Annotated in this window: 24 protein-coding genes; 17 read left to right on the top strand and 7 right to left on the bottom strand. The window is 38.9% G+C overall.

From position 1 onward, the window contains the following. Positions 1-288: 288 nt before the first annotated feature. The 10 genes from PYW34_RS11925 to PYW34_RS11880 all read left to right on the top strand — a co-directional run bounded on the left by PYW34_RS11925 (position 289) and on the right by PYW34_RS11880 (position 10,733). A complete protein-coding gene (locus tag PYW34_RS11925; protein WP_002287509.1) occupies positions 289-573 on the top strand; it encodes a hypothetical protein in 285 nt (94 codons plus the stop codon). A gap of 2 nt (positions 574-575) precedes the next feature. Continuing rightward, the gene (locus tag PYW34_RS11920; protein WP_002287502.1) at positions 576-1,493 is read left to right on the top strand and encodes an ATP-binding cassette domain-containing protein; all 918 of its coding nucleotides are present in this window, start codon (positions 576-578) and stop codon (positions 1,491-1,493) included. Beyond that, entirely contained in the window at positions 1,486-2,268 is a 783-nt protein-coding gene (locus PYW34_RS11915) for an ABC transporter permease subunit (RefSeq protein WP_002287500.1), read from the top strand. The genes PYW34_RS11920 and PYW34_RS11915 overlap by 8 nt, the downstream gene beginning before the upstream one ends. Further along, on the top strand, positions 2,269-2,949 hold the full coding sequence (locus PYW34_RS11910; protein WP_002287499.1) for a response regulator transcription factor: 681 nt from the start codon (positions 2,269-2,271) through the stop codon (positions 2,947-2,949). It abuts the gene before it with no gap. Further along, positions 2,942-3,838, top strand: coding sequence for a sensor histidine kinase (locus tag PYW34_RS11905; RefSeq protein ID WP_002287497.1), 897 nt, complete (start codon positions 2,942-2,944; stop codon positions 3,836-3,838). The genes PYW34_RS11910 and PYW34_RS11905 overlap by 8 nt, the downstream gene beginning before the upstream one ends. A 194-nt stretch (positions 3,839-4,032) precedes the next feature. Next, complete coding sequence (locus PYW34_RS11900; protein ID WP_002287495.1) at positions 4,033-5,682, top strand: MutS-related protein; 1,650 nt, start codon at positions 4,033-4,035, stop codon at positions 5,680-5,682. 593 nt (positions 5,683-6,275) lie between these two features. Continuing rightward, the gene (locus tag PYW34_RS11895) at positions 6,276-7,211 is read left to right on the top strand and encodes an ABC transporter ATP-binding protein (RefSeq protein ID WP_002287494.1); all 936 of its coding nucleotides are present in this window, start codon (positions 6,276-6,278) and stop codon (positions 7,209-7,211) included. Continuing rightward, on the top strand, positions 7,204-7,974 hold the full coding sequence (locus tag PYW34_RS11890; RefSeq protein ID WP_002287492.1) for an ABC transporter permease: 771 nt from the start codon (positions 7,204-7,206) through the stop codon (positions 7,972-7,974). The genes PYW34_RS11895 and PYW34_RS11890 overlap by 8 nt, the downstream gene beginning before the upstream one ends. 291 nt (positions 7,975-8,265) lie before the next feature. Further along, a complete protein-coding gene (locus PYW34_RS11885; protein WP_002287490.1) occupies positions 8,266-9,249 on the top strand; it encodes a tRNA dihydrouridine synthase in 984 nt (327 codons plus the stop codon). A 446-nt stretch (positions 9,250-9,695) separates the two neighbouring features. After that, entirely contained in the window at positions 9,696-10,733 is a 1,038-nt protein-coding gene (locus PYW34_RS11880; protein WP_002287486.1) for a zinc-binding alcohol dehydrogenase family protein, read from the top strand. Between the two features lie 88 nt (positions 10,734-10,821). Here PYW34_RS11880 and PYW34_RS11875 read toward each other — a convergent pair whose 3' ends face one another. Together PYW34_RS11875 and PYW34_RS11870 are read right to left on the bottom strand one after the other, a co-directional pair. Further along, a complete protein-coding gene (locus PYW34_RS11875) occupies positions 10,822-11,145 on the bottom strand; it encodes an AzlD domain-containing protein (RefSeq protein WP_002287484.1) in 324 nt (107 codons plus the stop codon). Then, positions 11,132-11,839, bottom strand: a complete 708-nt coding sequence (locus PYW34_RS11870) for an AzlC family ABC transporter permease (protein ID WP_002287482.1) — start codon at positions 11,837-11,839, stop codon at positions 11,132-11,134. The genes PYW34_RS11875 and PYW34_RS11870 overlap by 14 nt, the downstream gene beginning before the upstream one ends. A gap of 85 nt (positions 11,840-11,924) precedes the next feature. Between PYW34_RS11870 and PYW34_RS11865 the strand changes: the two genes are divergently transcribed. Beyond that, positions 11,925-12,266 (top strand): FGGY-family carbohydrate kinase, encoded by a 342-nt coding sequence (locus tag PYW34_RS11865; protein WP_002301008.1) that lies wholly within the window; start codon positions 11,925-11,927, stop codon positions 12,264-12,266. Positions 12,267-12,436: 170 nt separating this feature from the next. On the opposite strand, the gene PYW34_RS11860 is transcribed toward PYW34_RS11865, so the two are convergent. Further along, complete coding sequence (locus tag PYW34_RS11860) at positions 12,437-13,285, bottom strand: SWIM zinc finger family protein (protein ID WP_002287480.1); 849 nt, start codon at positions 13,283-13,285, stop codon at positions 12,437-12,439. A gap of 597 nt (positions 13,286-13,882) precedes the next feature. Here PYW34_RS11860 and PYW34_RS11855 point away from each other — a divergent pair. Continuing rightward, entirely contained in the window at positions 13,883-14,746 is an 864-nt protein-coding gene (locus PYW34_RS11855; RefSeq protein WP_002301009.1) for an AraC family transcriptional regulator, read from the top strand. Positions 14,747-14,845: 99 nt separating this feature from the next. Continuing rightward, positions 14,846-15,328 carry a GyrI-like domain-containing protein gene (locus tag PYW34_RS11850; RefSeq protein WP_002287478.1) on the top strand — a complete coding sequence of 161 codons (483 nt, stop codon included), beginning with the start codon at positions 14,846-14,848 and terminating at the stop codon, positions 15,326-15,328. A 262-nt stretch (positions 15,329-15,590) separates the two neighbouring features. On the opposite strand, the gene PYW34_RS11845 is transcribed toward PYW34_RS11850, so the two are convergent. Further along, entirely contained in the window at positions 15,591-16,058 is a 468-nt protein-coding gene (locus PYW34_RS11845; RefSeq protein WP_002287477.1) for an Rrf2 family transcriptional regulator, read from the bottom strand. A gap of 122 nt (positions 16,059-16,180) precedes the next feature. Here PYW34_RS11845 and PYW34_RS11840 point away from each other — a divergent pair, with 122 nt between their 5' ends. Continuing rightward, a complete protein-coding gene (locus tag PYW34_RS11840; RefSeq protein WP_002287475.1) occupies positions 16,181-17,032 on the top strand; it encodes an SDR family oxidoreductase in 852 nt (283 codons plus the stop codon). Positions 17,033-17,282: 250 nt separating this feature from the next. Here the strand turns inward: PYW34_RS11840 and nagE are convergent, their stop codons facing one another. From nagE to PYW34_RS11825, 3 genes are all read right to left on the bottom strand, one after another. Beyond that, positions 17,283-19,241, bottom strand: a complete 1,959-nt coding sequence (nagE, locus tag PYW34_RS11835; protein WP_002287473.1) for an N-acetylglucosamine-specific PTS transporter subunit IIBC — start codon at positions 19,239-19,241, stop codon at positions 17,283-17,285. Continuing rightward, positions 19,238-20,110: a PRD domain-containing protein gene (locus PYW34_RS11830; protein WP_002287471.1), complete on the bottom strand. Its 873-nt coding sequence runs from the start codon at positions 20,108-20,110 to the stop codon at positions 19,238-19,240. Before PYW34_RS11830 ends, nagE begins: the two co-directional genes overlap by 4 nt. Positions 20,111-20,451: 341 nt before the next feature. Next, positions 20,452-21,324 (bottom strand): LysR family transcriptional regulator, encoded by an 873-nt coding sequence (locus PYW34_RS11825; protein ID WP_002287470.1) that lies wholly within the window; start codon positions 21,322-21,324, stop codon positions 20,452-20,454. Positions 21,325-21,451: 127 nt separating this feature from the next. Here PYW34_RS11825 and PYW34_RS11820 point away from each other — a divergent pair, with 127 nt between their 5' ends. The 3 genes from PYW34_RS11820 (at position 21,452) to PYW34_RS11810 (ending at position 24,324) form a co-directional block, all read left to right on the top strand. Then, a complete protein-coding gene (locus PYW34_RS11820) occupies positions 21,452-22,021 on the top strand; it encodes a DapH/DapD/GlmU-related protein (RefSeq protein WP_002287468.1) in 570 nt (189 codons plus the stop codon). A 66-nt stretch (positions 22,022-22,087) separates the two neighbouring features. After that, positions 22,088-22,825 (top strand): SDR family oxidoreductase, encoded by a 738-nt coding sequence (locus tag PYW34_RS11815; RefSeq protein ID WP_002287466.1) that lies wholly within the window; start codon positions 22,088-22,090, stop codon positions 22,823-22,825. Positions 22,826-23,055: 230 nt separating this feature from the next. Beyond that, positions 23,056-24,324: a glycoside hydrolase family 73 protein gene (locus tag PYW34_RS11810; RefSeq protein ID WP_002287463.1), complete on the top strand. Its 1,269-nt coding sequence runs from the start codon at positions 23,056-23,058 to the stop codon at positions 24,322-24,324. Positions 24,325-24,677 lie beyond the last annotated feature (353 nt).

The raw sequence follows: 24,677 nt of genomic DNA, 5'->3' as shown, positions 1-24,677 counted from the left end.
ATCTATAAACAAACGGGAAAAAGATAAAGTATCATCAAACAATATTATTTATCCGCTTCTGAGGTTGTGACAGAAGTGGTCAGCTTCAAGAAATAAGAAGGAATTTACAAAAATTGCTTCTCATGTTTGATAAATATTGTGACTTGTGACCGAGGAGTTGGCAGGAGAACACCGTTTATTCGGAAGAAGGGATTGTGAAAAGTCTTTTGTCATAACCTCTTATTTGGTAGCTAATTGTAAATCCCAAACGGCATGTATTATTTTTCATAAGTCCGTTTTTAAGGATTAATGTTTTCTTTTGCTTTTTATATGGTCTGGCTTCAGCGAGAAGTTCCAACGCATATACAAGGACGTCTGATGTCAACGATAACAACGATTACCATGGTGGCCAGTCCACTTGGATTAGCACTGTTTGGTGCGCTCTTTGATTGGCAGACAACTCAACCACGTCTGCGAGACAGTCTGATTTTTCTTGAAATTCAATTGGAAAATTTACACTTTCTTTATACATTTCTGGCTGCTTTCTTTATACCCGTCAACTATACTTCACTTATCAATAAGAAAGAAGGATAAGTATGGATTTTGGAAATGAAACGGTCTTGAAAGCAACTGGTATAACCAAAAAATACGGTGCTGCCAAAGCATTAGATAAAGTATCGATCGAAATCAAACGTGGAATGATCTATGGTTTGATTGGGGAGAATGGAGCGGGTAAGTCTACCTTTATGAGAACTATTATGGGTTTGATCTCGATTGATGAAGGTTCGATCGAATTATTTGGAACGACGGATTTGCAGGCAGCAAGACGACGTATGGGTCAATCGATTGAAACCCCTGCTCTTTATCCAGAATTAACTGCAAGAGATAACCTACGTATCCAAGCAGCGAACGGCGGTGTGTCGGATAGAGAAATCGAAGACCTGCTGAAAATGATGCGATTGGAAAATACAGGGAAAAAGAAAGCAAAGAATTTCTCTTTAGGTATGCGCCAGCGTTTAGCTATTGCAAATGCACTGATCACGAATCCAGAATTTTTGATTTTGGATGAACCGACGAATGGGATGGATCCAGCAGGGATGGCAGAAATGCGAGAAATCATCCAACGTTTGGTAAAAGAACGGGGCATCACCGTCTTGCTTTCTAGCCACTTGCTAGATGAATTGTCACAGATCGCCACTCACTACGGTATTTTGCATGAAGGACACTTGATCAAAGAATTATCGAAAGAAGAATTGGCACAAGAATCTCGTCAATTTATAAAAATTGACACTTCGGCGACGGAACAAGCAGTAACGGTTCTCGACTCTCTTGGTTATAGGGATTATTTTGTCCAATCTAGCCGTGTTATCCAGCTTTTTGAAGGAATTGACCAAGTAGCAGCCATCAATCAAGCATTGGTAGAGGCAAAAGTTCCTGTGGATGGTATCCACCTAGTTGGGCAAAAACTGGAAGATTATTTCTTACAATTAACTGGAGGCAATCCACATGTTTAATCTATTAACTGCTGAAAAAATAAAAGTATGGAAGAGCCGTAAAATGTGGGTCTCACTAGGACTGATGGTCGTACTTCCGCTTTTTTATTCTTGGAACGAATGGTATATGCATACAAAATACGGCAATGAATTAAACCAAGCAACGGATACAGTCATCAACGGTGCAACAGGGATTTTAATGGTGGAAAAAATGGCTGCATGGATTCTTCTGGCTTTCGCAGCATTTGCGTGCTTTTATATTGGGGAAGAATTTCAAAACGGTACGATTCGCAATACGTTATCTTTAGGACGGAATCGAATGACTTATTATGTGTCGAAACTTCTCGTTACGCTTTTGATCACAACACTTGGCGTGGTTTTGATTACGGGGCTAGCCATGATTGCTTACACACTTGCTTTCGGATTTGGTGAAGTTGAGGGAATCAAAAACTATGGAAATTATGTTCTAAAAGTATTTCCTGTATTGCTTCTGCTGATATTAGCGACATTATCTGTTCCAGTGGCTTTGACATTCATCACTAGAAGTACCAGTGTCAGTTTGCTTCTTTCTTTTCTTTATATCATGGGAACGGCCTTCGTTCCCGGTGTTTTCGCAAAAATCAAAGGCTTGGAATTTCTAACGGAGTGGTTTACGGAAACGTGGCTCATGTATACGGACTTTGCGCAACAAGCAACTTATTCGCAAGCACCGAAAATGATTCTGGTCAGTCTAGTAACAATCGTGGTATCATCAGCTCTAGGAATGTTTATTTTCCAAAAATCTGACATTAAGTAGGTGTTCCTGCTGGAAACTATTTTGATTATCGAAGACGATGAAGCTGTTCATTCTTTACTGGAGGAGGTTCTTGAACAGAGATACAAACTTCTTGATGCTTATTCAGGTACGGAAGGAAAATTATTGTTAAGCACATATCCTGTCGATTTGATCCTTCTAGATCTCATGCTTCCAGGGCTTTCAGGTGAAGCATTGTTAGCAGAAATCCGACAGACATCGAATGTTCCGATCATCGTTCTTTCAGCAAAAAGCGATCAAAGAGATAAAGTTTCCTTGTTGGCAGCAGGAGCGGATGACTATGTGACGAAACCATTTGATATCGAAGAACTGTTGTTACGAATCGGCATCCAACTTCGTCATCAGACTTCTGTCCAAGTAAAAGATCTGTCGCAACGCATCTATTACAAGGAAATCTTACTGGACAAAGAGTCGAGGGATGTAAATGTGAATGGTGTGGCTGTCCATTTGACAGGAAGAGAATTCGATCTGCTGAAGCTTTTTTTAGAACATCCGAAAAAAGTATTTTCGCGAGCAAATCTTTATGAAACAGTTTGGCAAGAACCATATTTTGATAGTGAGAAAACAGTGAATATGCATATTTCCAATCTTCGAGGGAAACTAGCAAAGGCACATGCTGTGTATATTCATACGGTGTGGGGAGTGGGGTTTAGATTTGATTAAGTGGCTGTTGCTTCTCGTTGTTATCTTTATGGGAAGTTTTATTTTCTTCCTGCAAAGGGAAATCAAGAGATTAACTAAGAAAATCGCCACTCTTTCTGAACGACAAGAATATGGTGGTCGTCTTTCAGTCGAATTTCGAGAAAAGAATCTAATGGACCTAGTAGATGCACTGAATACATGGGTGGATGAAAATGAACAAAAAGGACAAGCATTTCAAGAAATGGAAGAAAACATCAGACTATCGATCGTCGGCCTTTCTCATGATCTCAGAACTCCTTTGACTGCTATTAACGGTTATGTACAATTACTGGAACAGGTAGAGGATACGGAGAAACGGGAGAAGTATTTAACGATCATCAAACAATCTGTTGCAAGATTACTCAGTATGACGGATCAGTTTTATGATCTTGCTCGAATAGAGACGAAGCAAAAAGAAATGGATCTCCATACGCTTTCTTTTTCTAAAGAGGTGGAAGAAGTATTTTTCTCTTTTTATGAACAATTTTCTGAGAAAAATATCGAGGTAGCGTTCGCTGAACACTCGATAAATACAACTGTATTAGCAGATCCGCTCATGTTGCTGCGAGTGCTGCAAAATATCATACAGAATTTATTGCGTTATGCAGATGGACAAGCAAAGGTGACATTTTCAAAAGAGGATTCATTCATTCGATTAACAGTGGCCAATCCTATCAAACCAGGAGCGCAAACCTCTGTTGAAAAAGTCTTCCAGCGTTTTTATACCGAAAATACCAGCCGCACAAATACGGAATCTAGTGGAATCGGGCTTTACCTGTCAAAAAAATTGGTGGAAGGAATGGGAGGAGAGATGACCGCTAGATTAGACGGGGGCATCTTCTCCATCTCCGTCAAGTTGCGGAGGGTTTAATTGGCTCTAATTTACCTGAAGTGAATGACAAAAAATTGTATCTCGTTTTAAAGACATCTTCTTTTTTGGAAGGTGTTTTTATTTTGGTGTGATTGATACGAATTAGGTAACGAAGACAGTTATTTTTGTACCCCCTTTTCAAATAGCGCAACAGTGCTATACTAAAACTAACAAATCAAGGAACGGAGAGGGATATGGGCCAAAGAGAATTTATCGTTTTAATTATTATTGCAGTTGTTATTTTATTAGTTGTTTTAGACATTTTTTCACGTTTGAAAGTAAAGGAAACAGTTCGTAGTAATTGGGGAAAAATTCCTTATCAACCGAGATTTGATAAAGAAGAAAGTTTGAAGGATGCGTGGCTCACGGAGAAAAAATTCCGTTCATGGGATAGTGAAATCGACGATCTTACTTGGTATGACTTGGATATGTTCGAAGTATTTGAAGGGATCAACAGTACCTATTCTAGTGTAGGTTCAGAAGCGTTGTATCAGCGTTTACGTAGCTTTGATTTTGGAGAAGATTATCAGTTAGAAAAACTAATTGCTTTTTATCAGGAAAATCCTCAACTGAGAGAAAGAATCCAATATCAATTCGCTCGTTTAGGAAAAAAAGATCATAATTTTGCAAAACAATATCTAGCGGATGGAAAAAGTAAAAAGATTGGACGCGTAGGTTTATTTATTTTTCTTGGCTTGCTTCCGCTGGTGGGTGTAGGTTTGCTTCTTTTAGGGCAAGTACTAGGAATCTATCTAGCAATCGGTGGCTTAGTATTCAATACGGTCTATTATCTAGTGAAGAAACAAACACTAGAAACAGAGCTGAATAGCATGAGTTATTTGGTTTCAACGATTTCAGCCGCCAATCAGTTAGCAAAAATGACGACACCACTTCAAAAAGAGCTGAAACAGCAAACTAAACCATTAAGAGACATCCCTAAATTAGGTTTTTCATTTCGAATGAAGAGCGGGAGTGAAGCAGAATTGATTTTTGAATATGTCAACATCATGTTCATGCTGCCATTTATCTCCTATCATTTCGTTCTCACTAAATTAGAAAAGCATTCAACTGAAGCCATCAAGCTGTGGGAATTGCTGGGAGAATTGGAAGTTGCAGCAGCCGTTTTGAATTATCGCACCTATATGCCGATCACTTGCCGACCAGAGTTTACTGAGGGCGGTGTGACAGCGAAAGATATCTATCATCCATTGTTAAAAGAAGCGGTAGTTAATCCAGTCAACTGGCAGAAGAATACATTAGTCACGGGTTCCAATGCATCAGGAAAATCTACGTATGTCAAAAGTATAGCCATCAGCTGTATTCTAGCACAGACGATCCAAACAGCGATTGCAGAACAGTTTACCCTGCAACCTGGACATGTGTTGACTTCCATGGCAATCGAAGATGATTTATTTGAAGGCGACAGTTATTTTGTTTCAGAAATCAAATCGATCAAACGTTTGCTGGACCAAGTGGCTTCCAAAGAACGCTGCTACTGCTTCGTAGATGAGATTTTAAAAGGAACAAATACGATCGAACGGATTGCTTCTTCCGCTTCAGTCGTTCGGTGGCTTGCGGAGTATCCATCTTTAGCATTTGTCGCCACACATGATATCGAATTGACAGAGATTTTAAAGAATTATTGTGAGAATGTCCACTTTGAAGAACAAGTAACAGAAGGAAAAGGAATCAGTTTTGATTTCAAATTAAAAGAAGGACCTTCAAGGACCCGAAATGCGATTGCCTTGCTGAAAGTTTTGAATTATCCTAAATCCATAGTTGAACAGGCCCAAAAAGAAAGTTTGTTGTTCGATGAACAGCGTCAGTGGTATCCGTTTGATTAACTTTATCAAACGAAGCATGATGCGTGGGTCCAAAAAGACGATTATCAAAAGAAGTACATTGATGCCAAAAAAGTGGCAGAATTCAATGGGAACGAGTCTGCTGTCCAGATGATCTTGGAAGATTTAGCAAAAGACGATACAAAATAAACCACGCTGTCTTCCTTCTAGCAGCTTTTATCGAAAAAACTTAGCATCAGCGACGAGACGCACGTTCCATGGCAAAGTTCTCCGTAAAACAAACAGCGAAAACAGAAATTGAAAATAACTATTTCCATTTTATTTATTTCGGTTAAAATAAAAGAAAAAAGCTTTCGATAAAAGGACGGAGGAAAGCTTAACATGAATAAAAAAGACAAGAACCTCAGTTATAAGGATCTTCTATATGTCATCGTAGTAGTTGCTGTCGGTACTTTTATGATTTTAAAAGTTCCAGAGTTGTTTAGATAGTTATTCTATCGAAGATGATCATGAACTAGAAAACACATCTCCTCTTTGTTAGCAGGTGTGTTTTTGTGTGGAAGCCAAGTTGTTTTTTCATCTGCTGTATTCCATGATACAATTAAGAATCATGTCTATAAGGAGATAGGAAATAAATGGCAAATGCGCTTGAAATAAATAATTTGAAAAAGATCTATGGAAGTGGGGTCGAAGCATTGCGGGGAATCGATCTTTCGGTGAAAGAAGGAGATTTCTATGCGCTATTAGGGCCAAATGGAGCTGGGAAGTCTACAACGATCGGGATTATTACTTCTTTAGTCAATAAAACATCTGGAAAAGTGAATGTCTTCGGTTATGATCTGGACAAGGATCTAGTTCGAGCAAAGCAACAGATTGGATTGGTTCCACAAGAGTTCAATTTTAACCCTTTTGAAACGGTCCAGCAAATCGTCGTGAATCAAGCAGGCTACTACGGTGTCTCTCGCAAAGAAGCGATGAAACGCAGCGAAAAATATTTGAAGCAGTCCAATCTTTGGGAAAAGAGAAATGTCCGTGCACGTATGCTTTCCGGGGGAATGAAGCGAAGACTGATGATTGCTAGGGCATTGATGCATGAACCACGTTTGCTGATCTTGGATGAACCAACAGCAGGAGTTGACATCGAGTTGAGACGCGAGATGTGGGAGTTTCTACGAGAATTGAACGAAAATGGTACAACGATCATTTTGACGACGCATTATCTAGAAGAAGCTGAAATGCTTTGTCGCAACATCGGAATCATCCAATCGGGTGAACTGATCGAGAATACAAGTATGAAAGAGCTTCTGTCAAAACTGCAATTTGAAACATTTATCTTTGATTTAGCGCCATATGATACCAAACCTGTGATTGAAGGATATGCTTGTACATTTGAAGATGAGCAGACAATCGCTGTCGAAGTTGAACGAAATCAAGGGGTGAACGGAATCTTCGATCAGCTTACAAGACAAGGAATCAAAGTTCTTTCTATGAGGAATAAGTCGAATCGTTTAGAAGAACTGTTCTTGAAAATCACAGAAGAAAATAATCATACGGAGGAGAAAAATGTTTAATCTTTATTTTACTGCATTAAAAAGTTTAGCTATCAAGGAAACGAACCGCTATTTGCGTATATGGGTCCAAACACTGGTTCCGCCAGTGATCACGACATCCTTGTATTTTGTTATTTTCGGAAAAATGATCGGTGGGCGGATCGGTGACATGGGTGGTTTTTCATATATGGAATTCATCGTTCCTGGTTTGATTATGATGTCTGCTATCACTAGTTCGTATGCCAATGTTTCTTCGTCCTTCTTCTCTCAAAAATTTCAGAAAAATATCGAAGAAATCTTGGTAGCACCTGTTCCTACGCATGTGATTATTTGGGGCTTTGTGATTGGTGGTGTGGGTCGCAGTATTCTCGTCGGCTCTCTCGTAACGATCATTTCCTTGTTCTTTGTACCACTTCATGTGTATTCATGGTTCATGGTAATCATTACATTATTGATGACGGCAATCTTGTTTTCATTAGCAGGACTGCTCAACGGGATTTTTGCTCAGTCTTATGATGATGTATCGATCGTGCCTACATTTGTCTTGCAGCCGTTAACTTATCTAGGTGGCGTTTTCTATGCCATCTCTATGTTACCGCCCTTTTGGCAAGCTGTTTCAAAAGTCAATCCGATCGTTTATATGATCTCCGGTTTCCGTTACGGATTCCTTGGAACGATCGATGTGCCAGTAGCAACATCGATGATCGTACTTGTGTTATTCATCGTTGTTTTGTACGCCGTTACTTGGTATTTGATCAATAAAGGAAGAGGATTGAGAAGTTAGAAAAGAGGTTGTGAAATCAGCGTTTTGACCTGAGTATTAGAGAAACAAACGGGAAAATAGTTCCTCATATTTTGTTGTTTTTTGAGCGAATACCGAGGGTCAGCTGATTGAACACCATTTATTCCGGAAAATGGACTGTGATAAGATTTTTGTCACAGTCTTTTTTTTGCTCAATCAGAAACATCTTTTAAGCTGTTCACTTTGCTTCTTTTTTTGTTTCCTAGTATAATGACAATGTTTTTGAGAAAGATTGCGACTTCACTGCTTGATAGAATGGAGAGTAACAAATAAATGACTACTAATTTTTGGAAAGAGCTGCCAAAGCCTTTTTTTGTTTTAGCACCAATGGAAGATGTAACAGATGTTGTATTTCGCCATGTCGTAAAGCATGCAGCAGCACCGGATGTCTTCTTTACTGAGTTTACAAACTCAGACAGTTTCTGTCATCCAGATGGAAAAGACAGTGTACGAGGAAGATTAACATTTACAGAAGATGAACAGCCGATGGTTGCCCATATTTGGGGAGACAAGCCAGAATTTTTTAGAGAAATGAGCATTGCTATGGCAGAAATGGGCTTCCAAGGAATCGATATCAACATGGGCTGCCCAGTCCCTAATGTAGCAGAACGTGGAAAAGGCAGTGGCTTGATCCTTCGTCCAGAAGTAGCGGCACAATTGATTGAAGCAGCTAAAGCTGGCGGTTTGCCTGTCAGCGTCAAGACGCGTATCGGCTATACGGAAATGTCTGAGATGGAAGAATGGATCAGTCACCTACTTCATCAAGATATAGCCAATCTTTCTGTCCATTTGCGTACGCGTAAAGAGATGAGTAAAGTAGATGCACATTGGGAAGTCATTCCTAAAATCATTGCTTTACGTGACCAAATCGCTCCACAAACACTAATCACGATCAATGGAGATATCCCCGATCGCCAGACAGGAGAAGAATTGGCCGAGAAATATGGCGTTGATGGCATCATGATTGGCCGAGGGATTTTCAAGAATCCTTATGCATTTGAAAAAGACCCGAGGGAACATACAGAAAAAGAACTGATCGGACTACTTCGTCTGCAACTAGATCTGCAAGATCATTATTCAGAAATCATCCCGCGTTCCATCACAGGACTACATCGTTTCTTTAAAATCTATATCAAAGGATTTCCAGGAGCAAATGACTTGCGAGTTCAGTTGATGAATACGAAATCTACTGATGAAGTACGAGAGATCTTAGAGACCTTTGAAAAAGAACATCCAACGCTTTTCAGTGAACAATGATTTCTTGCTTGAACACCGTGAATTAGAGGTCGTGAAAAAGCTGTCCTGTATCAAGTAATAAGAACAGCCAAACAAAAATAGCTCTTCATATTTTGTCGTTTTTTGAGCTAATACCGAGGGTCAGTTGATTGAACACCGTTTATATCAGAGGTTGTGAGCCTGCCGTTTAACTCTGAGTCACAAGGAGCAATTTCAAAAAACAGCTTCTCATGTTTGATGAATATTTTGACTTGTGACCGAAGAGTTGGTAGGAGAACACCGTTTATAAGAGGTTGTGACAAAAGTCTTGTCGCAACCTCTTTTTTAACCAAAAAAGTGCAAATAGTTTACTTTAAGTAAGAGAATAATTATGATGAATAAAAAAGGTGGAACAAATAGCATACTATATATATTGAAATGAACACTGTATGGATGCTCCAACTTGATGAAGCTAAGGAGGAATTCGTATGTCAGAAAAGGAATTAATGAAGGTAGTCGGTTTTTATGAAGGGTTGCCGATCGATGATCCAAAAAGCTTTATTGATGAAAAAGAACAGATACCTGTACCCAGTTCACGGGATCTTCTGGTAAAAGTCAACGCAGTATCTGTTAATCCTGTCGATACGAAACTTCGCCAAGATAACGGGATAAGAAATGCTTTACGTATCTTAGGTTTTGATGGAGTCGGGAAAGTTGTTGCTGTAGGTGACGAAGTGCAAAAATTTTCTGTCGGCGATCGCGTTTTTTACGCAGGTACAACAACAAGAGCAGGAAGCAATCAAGAATACCAACTAGTTGACGAACGTATTGTCGCTCTTGCACCAAAAAATCTTTCAGATGAAGAAGCTGCAGCCTTGCCGTTGACCTCATTGACCGCTTATGAATTGTTATTTGAAAAATTTGGTCTAACTCCAGAAGAAAATGCCAATCGCGGGAAAAAAATCTTAGTGATCAACGGATCCGGGGGCGTCGGTTCGATTTTGAATCAACTAGCGCATTGGGCTGGCCTAGAAGTCTACGCGACTGCAAGTCCGAAGAATTTTGAATGGCTGAAAAAAACAGGTGTAGACTATCCAATCGATTATCATCACGACTTAAGTAAAAGTTTTCGTGAATTAGGAATCGATCAAGTAGAGTATGTCGCTGTATTATTCGATATTACCCGCTACTTTGATCAAATCAAGCACCTTGTCCGACCATTTGGACATGTGGGAACGATCGTAGGGATCAAAGAGCCGTTAGATATAGGTGTTTGGAAAAACCAATCTATCAGCTTCGACTGGGAGTATATGTTCGCTAAAACAGACTATAACTATGAAATCGAAACGCAAGGAGAAGCTTTAGCGCACATTGCTGCTTTAGCAAATGAAGGGATTATCCGCAGTACATTGAGCAAGGTCTATTCAGATGGGATGAATGCGAAGAACTTGAAACAAGCAACCAAAGACGTAGAAACAGGACATATGTTAGGAAAAGTCGTTGTTAGTGGTCCGTTCAACGGATAAGCAAGAATACGCCGATTTTTTTCTTATTTGACTTTGATAAAAACAAGAGCGCATGACAGTAATTTGCCATAAGCTCTTGTTTTTTTATTTATAATAAGCGAATCAACGAAAGGGAAAGAATTCCTGCCAAGACGATCACCAATAAGCTTTTTGAAAGAATAGCAGCTAAAAGTGTAGGAACTGAAGCCAAAGCATTTTCGAGATTGATCTGCGGCAGATGTCCGATATTTTGGGTAAATAGACTGCTGAACCATAAAGCAGACATAATGACGATCGGGACAAAACTTAAATACTCAAGCAACGGTTGCGGTAAATCGAATTTTTTCAGTAAGACAAATGGTAGGACCCTAGAAAGCCAAGTTGCTAAAGTACAACCTAAAATAGTCAGCAATGTAAACTCAAAAGAAGGCATGTTTGATCCACACCCCCAATCCGCACCCAATCAGTGTTACAACTACAATCACTAAGTTGCTTGGGATAAAAATCAGTCCGACATATACCAGAATCAAAGTGAGACCAATCAGGATCAACTGTAATCGTTTAGAGGTGTTTCTATCAGAAATGACTTGAAGATAAAGTAACCCGATAAACATAGCGACGATGGCGAAATCCAAACCAAACTTTTTCGGATCAGTAATAAAATTCCCTAAAAGTGCGCCAACAAGAGAAGAACCCACCCACGTCAAATAAGAAATCCAATTAGCTGTATTCATCCAACGAAAGTTTAACTTTTGTCCAGTATAGTTCAATTTATTCATTCCCAGTGCGAAACTTTCATCTGTCAGCAATGTGCCAATCAGCAGATTTTGAAGCAGCCGATTTTTCTTGAAATAAGGAGCAATCGTCATACTCATCAGAATCATTCGGGAATTGACTAGAAAGGTCGAGAAAACGATGGAAAGCAATGGGCTGTGACTAGCAAGCATGCTGACTGTGATAAATTGGGCAGAACCAGCATAGACCAGCAGGGACATCAACGTGACGACTAGTGGATGAAATCCGGCAGCTTTCCCAACGATACCAAATGCAAGTCCAATACCGATATAACCGAAAACGGTAGGTAACGTGTCTTTGATCGCAGTTTTTATATCTAACTTTTCATCCAATAACAAAACTCCTTTAGCACGACATAAATTTTCATAATTGTCGTTAAACTTGTGAATATTCTAAATTTTTAATGAGCATTTGTCAATGGTGGGATTGAAACGTAAAGAACTAGCGGGTCGCAGATTTACACGTATTGTTTCGGTGGGAGGAGGCGCGAAAAATCTTGCATGGCTACAAATCCAAGCTGATATTTTCGATGCAACGGTCTATTGTTTAAGTGTGGAGGAAGGACCTGCATTAGGCGCAACAATGATTGCTGCACTAGGGTTAGGGTGGTTCGACACACCTGAAAGTTGTTGTCAGAATTTTATCCAATATACAGATGCAGTGGAACCTCTCTTACAAAATGTAGAAAAGTATCATAAAATCTATCAACAATGCCGGAAAATCTATCCAGCAACGAAGGAAATTTGTCATGACTTATAAAACAAAACGCGTACCTAATAGTCAAATGACTAATATTGGGTACGCGTTAAGTCTTCTTTACTTCATCCTTTGCATGATTCGTGTTTTTAAAGCAAGGTCTGCTGTATTTCTTGTGGATTTAGGATGGTTGTTATCGTTTACTTGCTATTTTTCATTGAAATCGTCTTTCTTTACCGTTTCTTTAGTTTTTTATCTATTTTTTTCTTTTGGTTAGAAAATTCTTTTTCCCGAAAGTCTTCTTTCAGGATTTTTATGGAGTAGCGTTTTGAATAAGAGGCGTCAGTATGATCGACTTGGCAGACGAACCAAGAGAACATTTGCCTTTTTTCTGCATGAGGTGCTTCTGCTAATAATTCTTTCCATAAATAATAACAGTCCTCTATCAGAAGAAGGGTTCGTTCATCCTCAGGCTCCCAATAGAATGTTTCGAGAGTAGCAATCACTTCATTGATCAATTCGAATGCGGGAAGATAGGCATTTTGCTGAATAAGCGATTCAACTGCTTCTTGGATGAACTTTCGCATCTCCATGATGAACTTCGCTGTTTTCCTGTTTTTGTTTTTCTTGATAATATGATCGTATTTATGGATGATAGTTGTTAATTTATCTGAATAATTTATTGCATGAAATGGCATCTTAACTTTGAAGCGTTCGATAAAGTGCGGATGTTCTATAAGAATCTCTGTTAAAAGCTCCCGTACAAGAGAGGAACTAGCGGAGGAAACAAGGGACGAGAGTTCGGAAAGTGAGTAGTTGGATTTTTTTATTGGACGTTCTTCGTAAGCGAATAAGACAGCAGCCATGTGTTTGCATTTTTTTCCTTCTATGGCATATAGACAATCACAAGTCATGTTGGTCTTTTCATCCCAAGTGATCACTACCTTATAATCTTCCGTGCCAGAAACTGTTGCGGACAAGTACTTGCTTGTATAGTTCAAATGACGGACAAAACCGTGCAGATGATAGCTGTAACCGCGTTCCAAAACGTTTTCAGGAAAATACTCAAGCCAATTATTCATCTAGTTCTCCTTTCATGAAACACTTATTTATATTTAGTATAAAGAAACGTTTAAGAAAAAAGTAGCTGATTTTACATATTTGATAATCACTTTTGCTCGAATTGTCAAAAATTCATTCTCCTTTTCTTTTCTTAGAGAATGTGAGAAAAAGTAAAAGAATAGCGTGTTTTAAAGATGGAACTTTTTTTGTTTTTTATTTATCTGACAAAAATGAAGTGATTTTGTTAGAAATAAATAATTGTTCCAATTGATAAAAGAGGTATGATGTATCGCAAAGAAAAATCCAAGCAGCGTTCTGATCAGCAGTTTGAACAACAATTTGCTTTGTACAGTAGGTAGTAAGCGGATTAACTAAGGGAATAAAAGATATTTTTACCGCTTTGTTTACTTAGAATCTGTCTTCCCCAAAATTTATTTTTCTAAAGGTAAAACATAGATAGGCAGATAATACCAATTATCCGTTACGAAACGCTGCTTGAGAATTTTCTTTAGATCCATACAACATTTTCTACATCTGACTAAATTGGTTCCTGATTCATCAAGTAATTGACTTTCTTTGATAATATGATAAAAAGGCAATCAAGGAGGAAGATAAATATGCTTAAAGATCTGAACCAATTGATCGATTACATCGAAGAACATTTGACAGAAGGACTTTCCTATAAAATAATAGCCGAAAATACAGGAATCTCTGAATATCAATTAAAACGCATCTTTACGTTTATTGCAGGGATGTCGCTAATGGACTATATCAAAAACCGTAGATTGGCTTTGGCTAATCGCGATCTTCTAGATGGATCAAGAGTGACAGAAACGGCGTTTAGATATGGATATGAAACAGTCGAAGGTTTTTCAAGAGCTTTTCGTGATTGGTCAGGATATCTGCCTTCAGAAATCAGCAGATACGGCATACAAAAATCTTTTCCACGCTTGACATTTTTTATTGATGTCAGAGGAGGAAAATCGATGGAATTTCGTATCGAAAAGAAAGAACAGTTTTATGTGGCAGGTGTGGCGAAAAAAGTTCCTGTCAAATTTGAAGGAGTCAATCAAGAAATACAAAAGTTAGCGCAGACGATCACGGAGACTCAAAGGGAAGAGATGCATAAGTTAGGAGATTTATATCCAAATCAAGTAATCAACGTTTCTTATGGATTTGATGGAGACCGCTTGGAAGAAAAGGGCAGTTTGATGCACATGATTGGCTTTGCTACGACAAAAGAAAATCCGTACGCTGATTTAGAAATGCTTGCTATAGAAGAACACACTTGGGCCATTTTTCCTAATAAAGGGCCATTTCCCCAAACTTTACAAGATACTTGGGGGAAAATCTATGCAGAATGGCTTCCTTCTTCAGATTATGAGTTAGTCGAAGCTCCCGAGATCTCTTTTACAAAATGGGGAGAGGATTTCAGTAATGTTTACAGTGAGATTTGGATTGCAGTGAAAGCAAAAAAATAGTTAAAAAATAAAAATATCCCTAGAAAAAAGAGCGTAATCGTGTCATTTCCCTTTAATTTTATGTAAGATGAACTTAATATAATAGAAAGGGTGGGAGAAATGGCAAAGTATAGGATCGAAGAAAAACCAGATTTTACGGTGACGGGTATTGGTGTGGAATTGAAGAGTAGCAATACGGATTTTGTCGGTTTGGCTGCAGAGAAACAAGCATTTGAGCAAAAAGTTATCGGTAATGGAACAATAGATGCATTGAAACAAGCTGCTGAAAATCATTATTTCTTTACAGTCAACGAACCCTATAACGGGAAAATGATGTACTATGTCGGTGTTCAAACGAGTCAGGATGTTCCAAACACTACGCGAATCATCCCATTCCCAAAAGGAACGTATCTTGTTGTAAGCGCTTTAGCAGAATCGCCTGAAGAATTAAGAAATGATTTGACGAATACGGCCTTTGGGCATGTTTTAAGAGAAGTAGAAGATTACGCCTATGTTGGGGGTCCAAATGCTGTAGTCGAAATGGGAGTTACCAACGGGAAATATATGGGAGAAATCTGGATACCGGTAGTCAATAAACCATGATAATATAGAGGTCGTGAAAGTAGCGCTTTGACCTGAGCATTAGAGAGGAAAAATGGGAAATAGCTTTCCATATTTTGCATTTTTCAGAACTAATGCCGAGGGTCAGCTACTTGAACACCGTTTATCAAGACGTCATGACTTCAGCGCTTTGACCTGAGCATTAGAGAGGAAAAAGGGGCATGACAAGGCTTTTGTCCCCCGGAGAATAAAAGAATTTATGTAGACGATTCCGATCAGAAAAATGCAGGCACAGTAGAGAGAATTATAAAAATCTCTCTACGAGGCCTGTGTTTTCTGGTCTTTTTTCTTTTTCCAAAACGGCTATTTTATGTATCAGACTATCAAGTGTGATCTTAGCCATTTCTTCTTCTGCCTTTTTCTGCAGCCGAGCGTAGCTTTCTTCTAAAGCTTCTTGGATATTCGCACCAACGACGCAATTTGGATTTGTTTTTGGATCGACTTGGATAAGCTGTGTATTACCTTCGATGCTGCGATAGACATCTAGTAAAGAAATCTGATCTGGACTTTTGGCAAGGGAAGGCTGCGGTTTTCCGGTTTTTGTAAAGATCAAACCGGATTTTTTGAGCTGACTCATGATTTTACGTACATTTGCTGCATTTGTTTCGATACTACTGGCAATCATCTCACTAGAAAGTGATCGGGTATCTTGAAACATTTCAATATAGGCAAGTACATGGATTGCATCACTAAATTGCAGAGAATACTTCATCAGTTGTCATCCTTTCATTTTTTTTGCTTGACTTATCTTACCACACTCTTTATGATAAAGGTGTAATTTATAAATGTACAGCTGTAAATCTTAACAAATAAAAAGAATAGGGAGTGGCAAATATGCATTATTTAGTAACAGGAGCAACTGGAGGTTTTGGTGGTTATGCGCTGGAATTCTTAAAAAAGATGGTTCCACAAAATGAAATCTATGTACTAGTACGTAGTGAAGAAAAAGGAGAAGCACTGAAAGAAGCTGGATTTAATATACGTATTGGTGATTATGATGATTTAGACTCAATGAAAGAAGCGTTGAAAGGAATAGATCGATTGCTTTTTGTCTCTGGCGTTCCAGGAAATCGTCAAGCCGAACATAAGAATGTAGTGAAGGCAGCACAAGCAGCTGGGGTATCTTATATCGCTTATACAAGTTTTGCAGATGCCGATCACTCGATCAGTGTATTAGCGCCAGATCACCAATTCACTGAAAAAATGATTAAGGATTCAGGTATTTCCCATACATTTTTACGGAATAATTGGTATGTAGAGAATGAATTACCTATCATTGGGCAGGCTTTAAAAACTGGTCAATTCGTTTATGCTGCAGGAAATGGAAAAACAGGTTGGGCATTGAAACGTGAATATGCAGAAGCTGCAGCAAAAGTACTAGTAGAAAGTGACTCTCCAGAAATCTTAGAATTATCCGGCAATCTAACTGACTATGAAGAATTAGCCAAGGCATTAGAGCGTGCGACAGGTAAAGAGTTAGAAATTATTGAAGCAAGTGATGCAGCGTTTGTCGAAAATCTAAAAGAAGCCGGATTCCCTCAAGAAGCAGCTGACATGTTTTTAGCGATCCAACATGATATTAAAAAGGATCAGTTAGCTATTTCCTCTGATGATTTAGAAAAAGTATTGGGAAAACCATTAACTTCTCTTGAAGCAGCATTAAAAGAAATATTGGATCAGGAATAATGTATAAAGAGGTTGTGAAAAAGCCGATTAGTTTTGAGTATGAAGAAAAATTTTGTGAAAAAGCTGTTCTGCATCAAGTAATAAGAAGAGTCAAATAAAAAATAGCTCTTCATATGTTTCGTTTGGCTGGACTTATTACCGCGGAGTTGGCAGGAGAACGCCGTTTTTATTCGGAAAAAGGAGCTGAGACAAGATTTTTGTCTCAGCTCCTGTTTGTTTATCGATAAAAAAGTCTGGGGAAGACGATGGCTCAGGCTTTGTTGGAAACAGAGCCGATTTTATCATTTGCTTTTACATCACGTGCGGGTTCGATTTCTAAGCTTTGGACTTTGTCGCCATTTGTGAATACAACGACCATATCCGTGTTTTTGCCTGCAGATTGAATAGCGGCAAGATCAACTAAAGCAATCAATTGACCTCTTGCGACTTTTTGACCTTCTTCTACATATAAAGTGAATGGTTCGCCTTTTAAGTCAACAGTGTTGATGCCCATATGAAGCAAGACTTCGATACCAGCATCTGTTTGGATTCCGACAGCATGTTTCGTTGGGAAAATGTTTGTGATCGTACCAGCGATTGGAGAGAAGATTTCTCCATTTTCTGGTAATACAGCATAGCCGTCACCCATCATTTTTTCCGCGAATACATCATCTGAAACTTCAGTGATTGGAATCAGTTTCCCATTTGCGATAGCGTAAATATCTTGTTCGATCGTTTCACCGGCAAATGTTTCTGTTTTAACCACGGTGTTTGTTTGTGCAGGTCGTGCTGCAGCACCACCATGTAGTTTTGCCATCTCATCTGCAACGAATTGTACTTCTGTACCTACGATGACTTGCGCATTTTTTCCGTCGATGATCTTCATACCAGGTACGCCAGTGGCTTTGATTTTATTTTGATCGATCAGGCCTGTATCTTTGACTTGCAAACGAAGGCGTGTAGTACAGTTATCGATCGAAGTTACATTGTCGGCTCCGCCTAATGCAGCGTAGATTTTGCTTGCTTGTGCCGCATATTTATTGTCTGAATTAGTCGTTGCAGTATCGTCATCTGAAAGATCTGCTTCCTCGCGGCCAGGAGTCATCAGATGGAATTTTTTGATAGCAAAGTTAAAGCCAAAGTAGTAAATCACTGCTGTTACTAATCCTTGGACGATCAACATCAATGGCTGATTCGCAATCGGATTTTTCAAAGATAGGAAGTAATCGACAAATCCGGCACTAAAGGCAAATCCTGCTGTCCAATGGAAGAATGCACTCACTGCTAAAGAAATCCCAGTGAAAATTGCATGCAAGACATATAATGGCCAAGCAACGAACATAAATGAAAATTCAAGTGGTTCTGTCACACCAGTAAAGAATGAAGCAAAAGCTGCTGCTAGCATCAAGGAAGCTGTTTTTGCTTTGTTTTCTGGACGTGCATTTCTGTAAATAGCATATGCTCCTGCTGGAAGCCCGAACATCATGATTGGGAAAAATCCAGCTTGATACATTCCTGTTACGCCTTTTGTTCCTTCAGAAGCCAAAAATTTACCAATATCATTGATTCCTGCTACGTCAAACCAGAACACGGAGTTCATTGCTTGATGCAATCCTGTAGGGATCAGTAAACGGTTGAAGAAGCCATAAAGACCTGCACCACCCCAGCCTAAACTCAAAATGAATTTAGCAAAAGAAACTAAAGCAGAGTAAACCGGAGGCCATACGAGCAGTAGCACTGCACTGATCAGCAACATGACAAAGGCAGCCAAGATTGGCACTAGACGCTTGCCGCTAAAGAAAGATAAAGCCATCGGTAATTTTGCTTCGTGGAAACGATTATAAAGAGCTGCCGCAATCAATCCGGCAATAATACCAATAAATACGTTACTGATCTGAGCAAAAGATGGATCAACTGATTCTGGTTTGATATTCAATAAAGTAGCTACTGAATCAGTTTTTAAAACATTTACTGGAACTTCAAATGCGACCAAACCTGCCAAGGCAGCAGCACCTGATTTGTCCACTGACATCCCTAGTGCTAACCCAACGGCAAACAGCAAAGGTAATTGACCTAAAACTGCGTTACCGCCAGCTTGTAAAAAATGAGCGACAATGTCGTTACTATAAGATGCCCACCAGTTTCCGATCCCTACTAGTAAAGCAGCAGCAGGTAAGACCGCAACTGGAAGTTGAAGGGAACGTCCCATTCGTTGTAGATATGCTTTCAATTTTTTTCCTCCTCATGATTGTTAACATTTGTTTGTACGATTGCGCTTCTTAAACGCTCGATATGGATGGCCAAGTAACCCAGTTCTTCTTTCGTGATCGCGAGCTGGTATTCTTTGGTCAGCAACACACGGATTTTTTTAGAAATCTTATAGCTTTCTGGGTATTTTCGTTTGACCATTTCTACGATTTCCGTGTCTAAAACAGCATATTGTTGCGCATGGGTTCGTTGTAGAAGCAGTCGTAAATGATTCACCAGTCTTGAATAATTCAGTGAAAATGGTTCTGAATGGATATCTGTTTCCAATTCTGATTCCACTAAATGGATGATGTCAGATACAATCGTCACTTCACGGATACTGCGATGGTTATTGTTCCGACCGCTTCGTCCGCTGTGAATATGGATTGCGATATATCCTGCTTCGTCATAAGTATATGGAATCCCAAGCTCTTTTGTCAGATACTCTACTGCCCATTGAGCAATACTGAATTCATCACTGTAAAGCACTTCGATTTCTCTTAAAAGTTTGTTGCGGATGACGATACCGTTATTAATGTTCTCCGCAGAAAAAGCAATGTGGTCGGTCAAAGCGATCAATACATGTTCATTCAACTTTTCCATCAAAACAGTTTCCGCATGATCAATGATCGTTTCTGCTGCAAATAAAAAGCGTTCATCAATCTGATTAAGTAAATTTTGCAACTTGATTTGACCTTCTGGTTCCATGACAAATATCCGTTCGACATCACGATCAAAAATCAAATCATTTCTTTTTCTGTCAAATCCAATCCCTTTTCCAATAGCTACTTTTTCCTGTCCACCGTCATCTACCAATACTGCATTTTGATTAAAGATCTTTTTGATTTTCATGCGCGCACCCTTTTTGAAGATTTGGTTTTCACGTTTGCTAGACCAGTTGATTGCGGCCAAACAAAAATAGACACGAAAAACCTCCTAGGGAAACCATGTTCCTCAGAGATTTTTCATGCCTAGTATGATCTAGTCACATGAAACGAATTATTGTTAACGTAATCAATTTTATATAGACAGTTATGTTTTGTCAATTCTTTTTTTATAATTATAGTAATTTACTGGAATTATCAGAAATAAAAGGAAGAAATAAATTAAGAAACTTATGTTATTTAATCGTTGGATCTTTTGCTTATCTTATTCGTTGTTAAAAAGCTGAAAGCGAAGGAAAAAAACTCTACTTAACTGTATTTCTCCGTTAGGACATCTAAAAATTTACGAGCAGCAGGAGAAAGAGGCTGGTCTTTTTTCCAAATGAGATTCAGTGAAGCTTGTAATGGCGGATCGAGTGGGATGAATATTTTTTCCGTCCCATAAGTATTGATGATCCCATCTAGAGCTAATGCACCAAAAGTCCCGTTATCGACCATCAAAGAAGCATTGTACAATAAGTTATATGTTCCGACGATCGATAACTGATCTATGCTGAAACCTAGCCATTCAGCTAGTTGACTGTCCACTGACGTTTGCCGGGAAATGATCAAAGGAACAGTTTTCAGTTCCTGCGGATGGATGACGGTTTGCTTTGCTAAAGGATGATTTCGATGTATCAAAAGTCCCCAACGATCTTGGGCTGGCAGTCGAAATGACTGGTATTTTTGTTTGTTTGTCGGTTCGATTACGAGTCCAAAATCAAGTAATCCGCTATCCAGTTTGTCTATGATATCATCTGCATTCCCGCTATATAAATGAAACTGGATATCAGGATGCGCCTTGATCAACGAATGAAGGCTATCAGAAATGAAAGAGATTGCTTTAGTTTCGCCTCCGCCAATGTAGATTTCTCCAGAGATGATTGCGTCATTTGTTAAATTGTTCGCCGTTTTTTCTACCAACGACAAGATTTCTTTTCCTTTTGAATAAAGATATCGACCAGAATCCGTCAACTGTATCTCTCGGGAGCCCCGAGTGAAAAGTGTCACACCAAGTTCTTCTTCTAAATCTTTCAGTTGTTTTGAGAGAGTAGGTTGCGTGATATGCAGAGATTTTGCTGCTCGGCTGATATTTTTTTCTCTAGCTACTGCTAAAAAATACGTCAGTATACGAATATCCATTTTTTCCCTCCTGTTTTTAAAAAAGCATACCACTAAGTATAGTTAAAAGGAATAGTTAAGTATGTTTTATAAGTATTAGACATGATAAGCCGTCCGTTATAAAGTAAGGATAAAAGGAGGGAGCAAAATGACAAGCCTCATCGAAAAACAAATCGTCAATAAAGAGATTCGAGTAACGGATCCGCTCTTTGAAGTGATCCATCAGATCCAAGCTGAAAACGAAGAGCCTTTAGCAGCGCTGAATACTGGGTACCATGAACCAGCAGATATCCGCAAACGGCTAGAAAATATCATTAGTGACAAAGTAGATGATACGGTGACTGTTCTGCTGCCTTTTTATACAGATTTCGGCAAACATATTAGTATAGGGAAAAATGTCTTTATCAATCGTCAAGTGATGTTCGTTGACTTAGGTGGCATCTGTTTAGAAGATTCAGTATTGATTGGTCCTCGTGTCAACCTCATCACGGTGAACCATCTAACCGATCCAAAAGAACGAAGAGGCTTGTCAGTAAAGCCAATCCACATCAAGAAAAATGCTTGGATCGGAGCAGGAGCAACTATTCTGCCAGGCGTAACGATTGGCGAGAATGCCATTGTTGCAGCGAATGCAACTGTTACGAAAGATGTCCCAGACAATACCATCGTTGCAGGAATCCCTGCCAAAATCGTCAAACCTGTCGAACGGATTATTTGAACAGTAAGATGAAATAAGAGATAGTGAGTATAAGCAAGAGATTTTTCAAAACAGGAGGAGAATAGAATGAATGATTTATCAGAAAAAGTGATTGTCATCATGGGCGCTTCAAGCGGAATCGGTGAAGCAACAACGAAGCTATTAGCAGAAAAAGGGGCTAAACTAGTTATAGCTGCACGCCGAGAAGATCGCCTAAAAGCAATAAAAGAATCTTTACCAGAAGCTGAGCTATATATTCAAACAGCAGATGTAAGAGATTTTGCACAAGTCCAAGCAGTTATCGATTTAGCGATGGAAAAGTTCGGTCGAATCGATGTATTGTACAATAATGCAGGAATCATGCCAACCGCTCCATTAGTTGAAGGTCACCGTGATGAATGGCAAAATATGCTTGATATCAACATCATGGGTGTGTTAAATGGAATTTCCGCCGTACTTCCAATCATGGAAAAACAAAAATCTGGGCATATCATTTCAACTGATTCTGTGGCGGGACATGTTGTTTATCCTGATTCCGCCGTTTATTGCGGAACAAAATTTGCTGTCCGTGCAATCATGGAAGGATTACGTCAAGAGCAACGGCAAAATAACATCAAATCTACGATCATCTCTCCAGGAGCTGTTCAAACTGAATTATATCAAACCATCAGCGACAAAAAGGCTGCTCTTGAACTTCATGAAGCGCAAAAAGAATGGGGATTGACCTCCGAAGATATAGCTTCTGCTGTAGCATTTGCGATAGAAACGCCAGACCGGATGTCTGTCAGTAACATGATTATCCGTCCGACGACACAGGAAGTATAATCCATAACGGATAATATCCAAAGAGAATTACTTGTTAAATAGTTATTCAAACGACCATCAATTTAAGGCGTGAATGGAGAAGAATATTCTTCATTTACGTCTTTTTATGTAGAAAAAGCAAATTTATCAAAAAGAAACAAATGTTATTTAAATATGGACATTGACTTGCTTTTACTTTTTTAGTTACACTGTTATTTAGGAAAAGTTTCATAATTCAAAGGAGAAAAAAGATGAAAGCAAAGAATTTATTATTTAGCGTTATTCTTTTAGGAAATCTAGCAGTTGCCAACACAACAGTGCTAGCTGAAGAATCGACAGAAACTGTCGCAACTCAGACATCGAGTTCTTCAGAAACAGGAATTGAAAACGATACAGAGAGTACTTTGCAGTCAGCTACTGTCTCAGAAAATACAATTTCAACCGAAGAACCAACAACTGAAACAACAGAACAAACACAAACCGAAGACAGTACATCAGCAGAAGCTCAGAACAATCCAGAGAATGCAGAAGAAATCACGAACCAATTGACAGATGGGCAAACATTGACACATACCCATCAAGCAGATTTGTCTGAATTCGAAAACTATACTGGCTATGCTTTTTATGCTCGCTCATCTGCTAATTCTCAACAAGCGTTCATTGATAGTATTGCCTCAACTGCACAAAGTTTGGCAAGTGCCAATGACTTATATGCATCAGTCATGATTGCTCAAGCCATCGTTGAAAGTGGCTGGGGGAACAGTACTTTGGCTTCTGCCCCTAATTACAATCTATTTGGGATTAAAGGAAGCTATAATGGCCAATCTGTTACGATGCCTACTTCGGAATATGTGAATGGGCAATGGATTACGGTGAATGCCGCTTTTAGAAAATATCCTTCGTACAAAGAATCATTGCAAGATAACGTAACGGTATTGAAGACGACTTCTTTTCAGCCAGGCGTTTACTACTATTCCGGTGCATGGAAAAGCAATACGAACTCTTACAAAGATGCTACGGCTTGGCTAACAGGTCGTTATGCCACTGCGCCTAATTATGGTTCTACATTGAACAATGTAATCGAAACCTATAATCTGACACAGTATGATACAGCACCAACTTCAACTTCTCCGATGTATCGTCTGTATAACCGTCATACAGGAGAACATTTATATACATTGAATGCCGGAGAAAAAAATTATCTGCCAACTGTAGGCTGGGAATATGAAGGGATTGCTTGGCAAGCACCAAACAGCGGACAACCTGTCTACCGTTTATACAATCCTTACAGTGGAGACCATCATTACACAATGGCACAATCTGAGATCAACTCTTTAACAAAAATCGGTTGGCGTTATGAAGGTCTAAGTTTTTATTCTGGTGGTTCCAAGCCAATTTATCGACTATTTAATCCAAATGAAAAAACTGGTACCCATCACTATACCTTGAGTGCTAAGGAAAGAGATTGGCTAACACCGATGGGCTGGAGATATGAAGGAATAGGATTTTATGGTTATTAAAAAGAGGTAGTGAAAAAGCTGCCCTGCATCAAGTAGTAAGAACAGCCAAACAAAAACAGATTTTCATGTTTTTTGTTTGGTTGAACTTATTACCGCAGATGCAAGTTTTTGAACACCGTTTACTCAAAAAAGGTTGTGACAACATCTTGTCATAACTTTTTTATTACTGTTTAAGCATACTGATCCAATTTCTAATATTCGACGGGATTCTTGCAAAAGGCGATTTCGGAAATTTTTGGCGGTGTAAAATTTTCTACTGCAGAAGAGCTATCTTCTATAGTTTGATAAGAATCAATAATCTTGGTTTTAGCGTTGTGCTTTCTTTATCATTTTTTCCGTTCATTCTACAAAAA

Source organism: Enterococcus faecium (assembly GCF_029023785.1).
Taxonomy (GTDB): Bacteria; Bacillota; Bacilli; order Lactobacillales; family Enterococcaceae; genus Enterococcus_B; species Enterococcus_B faecium.
This window is presented reverse-complemented; position numbering and strand designations above follow the sequence as displayed.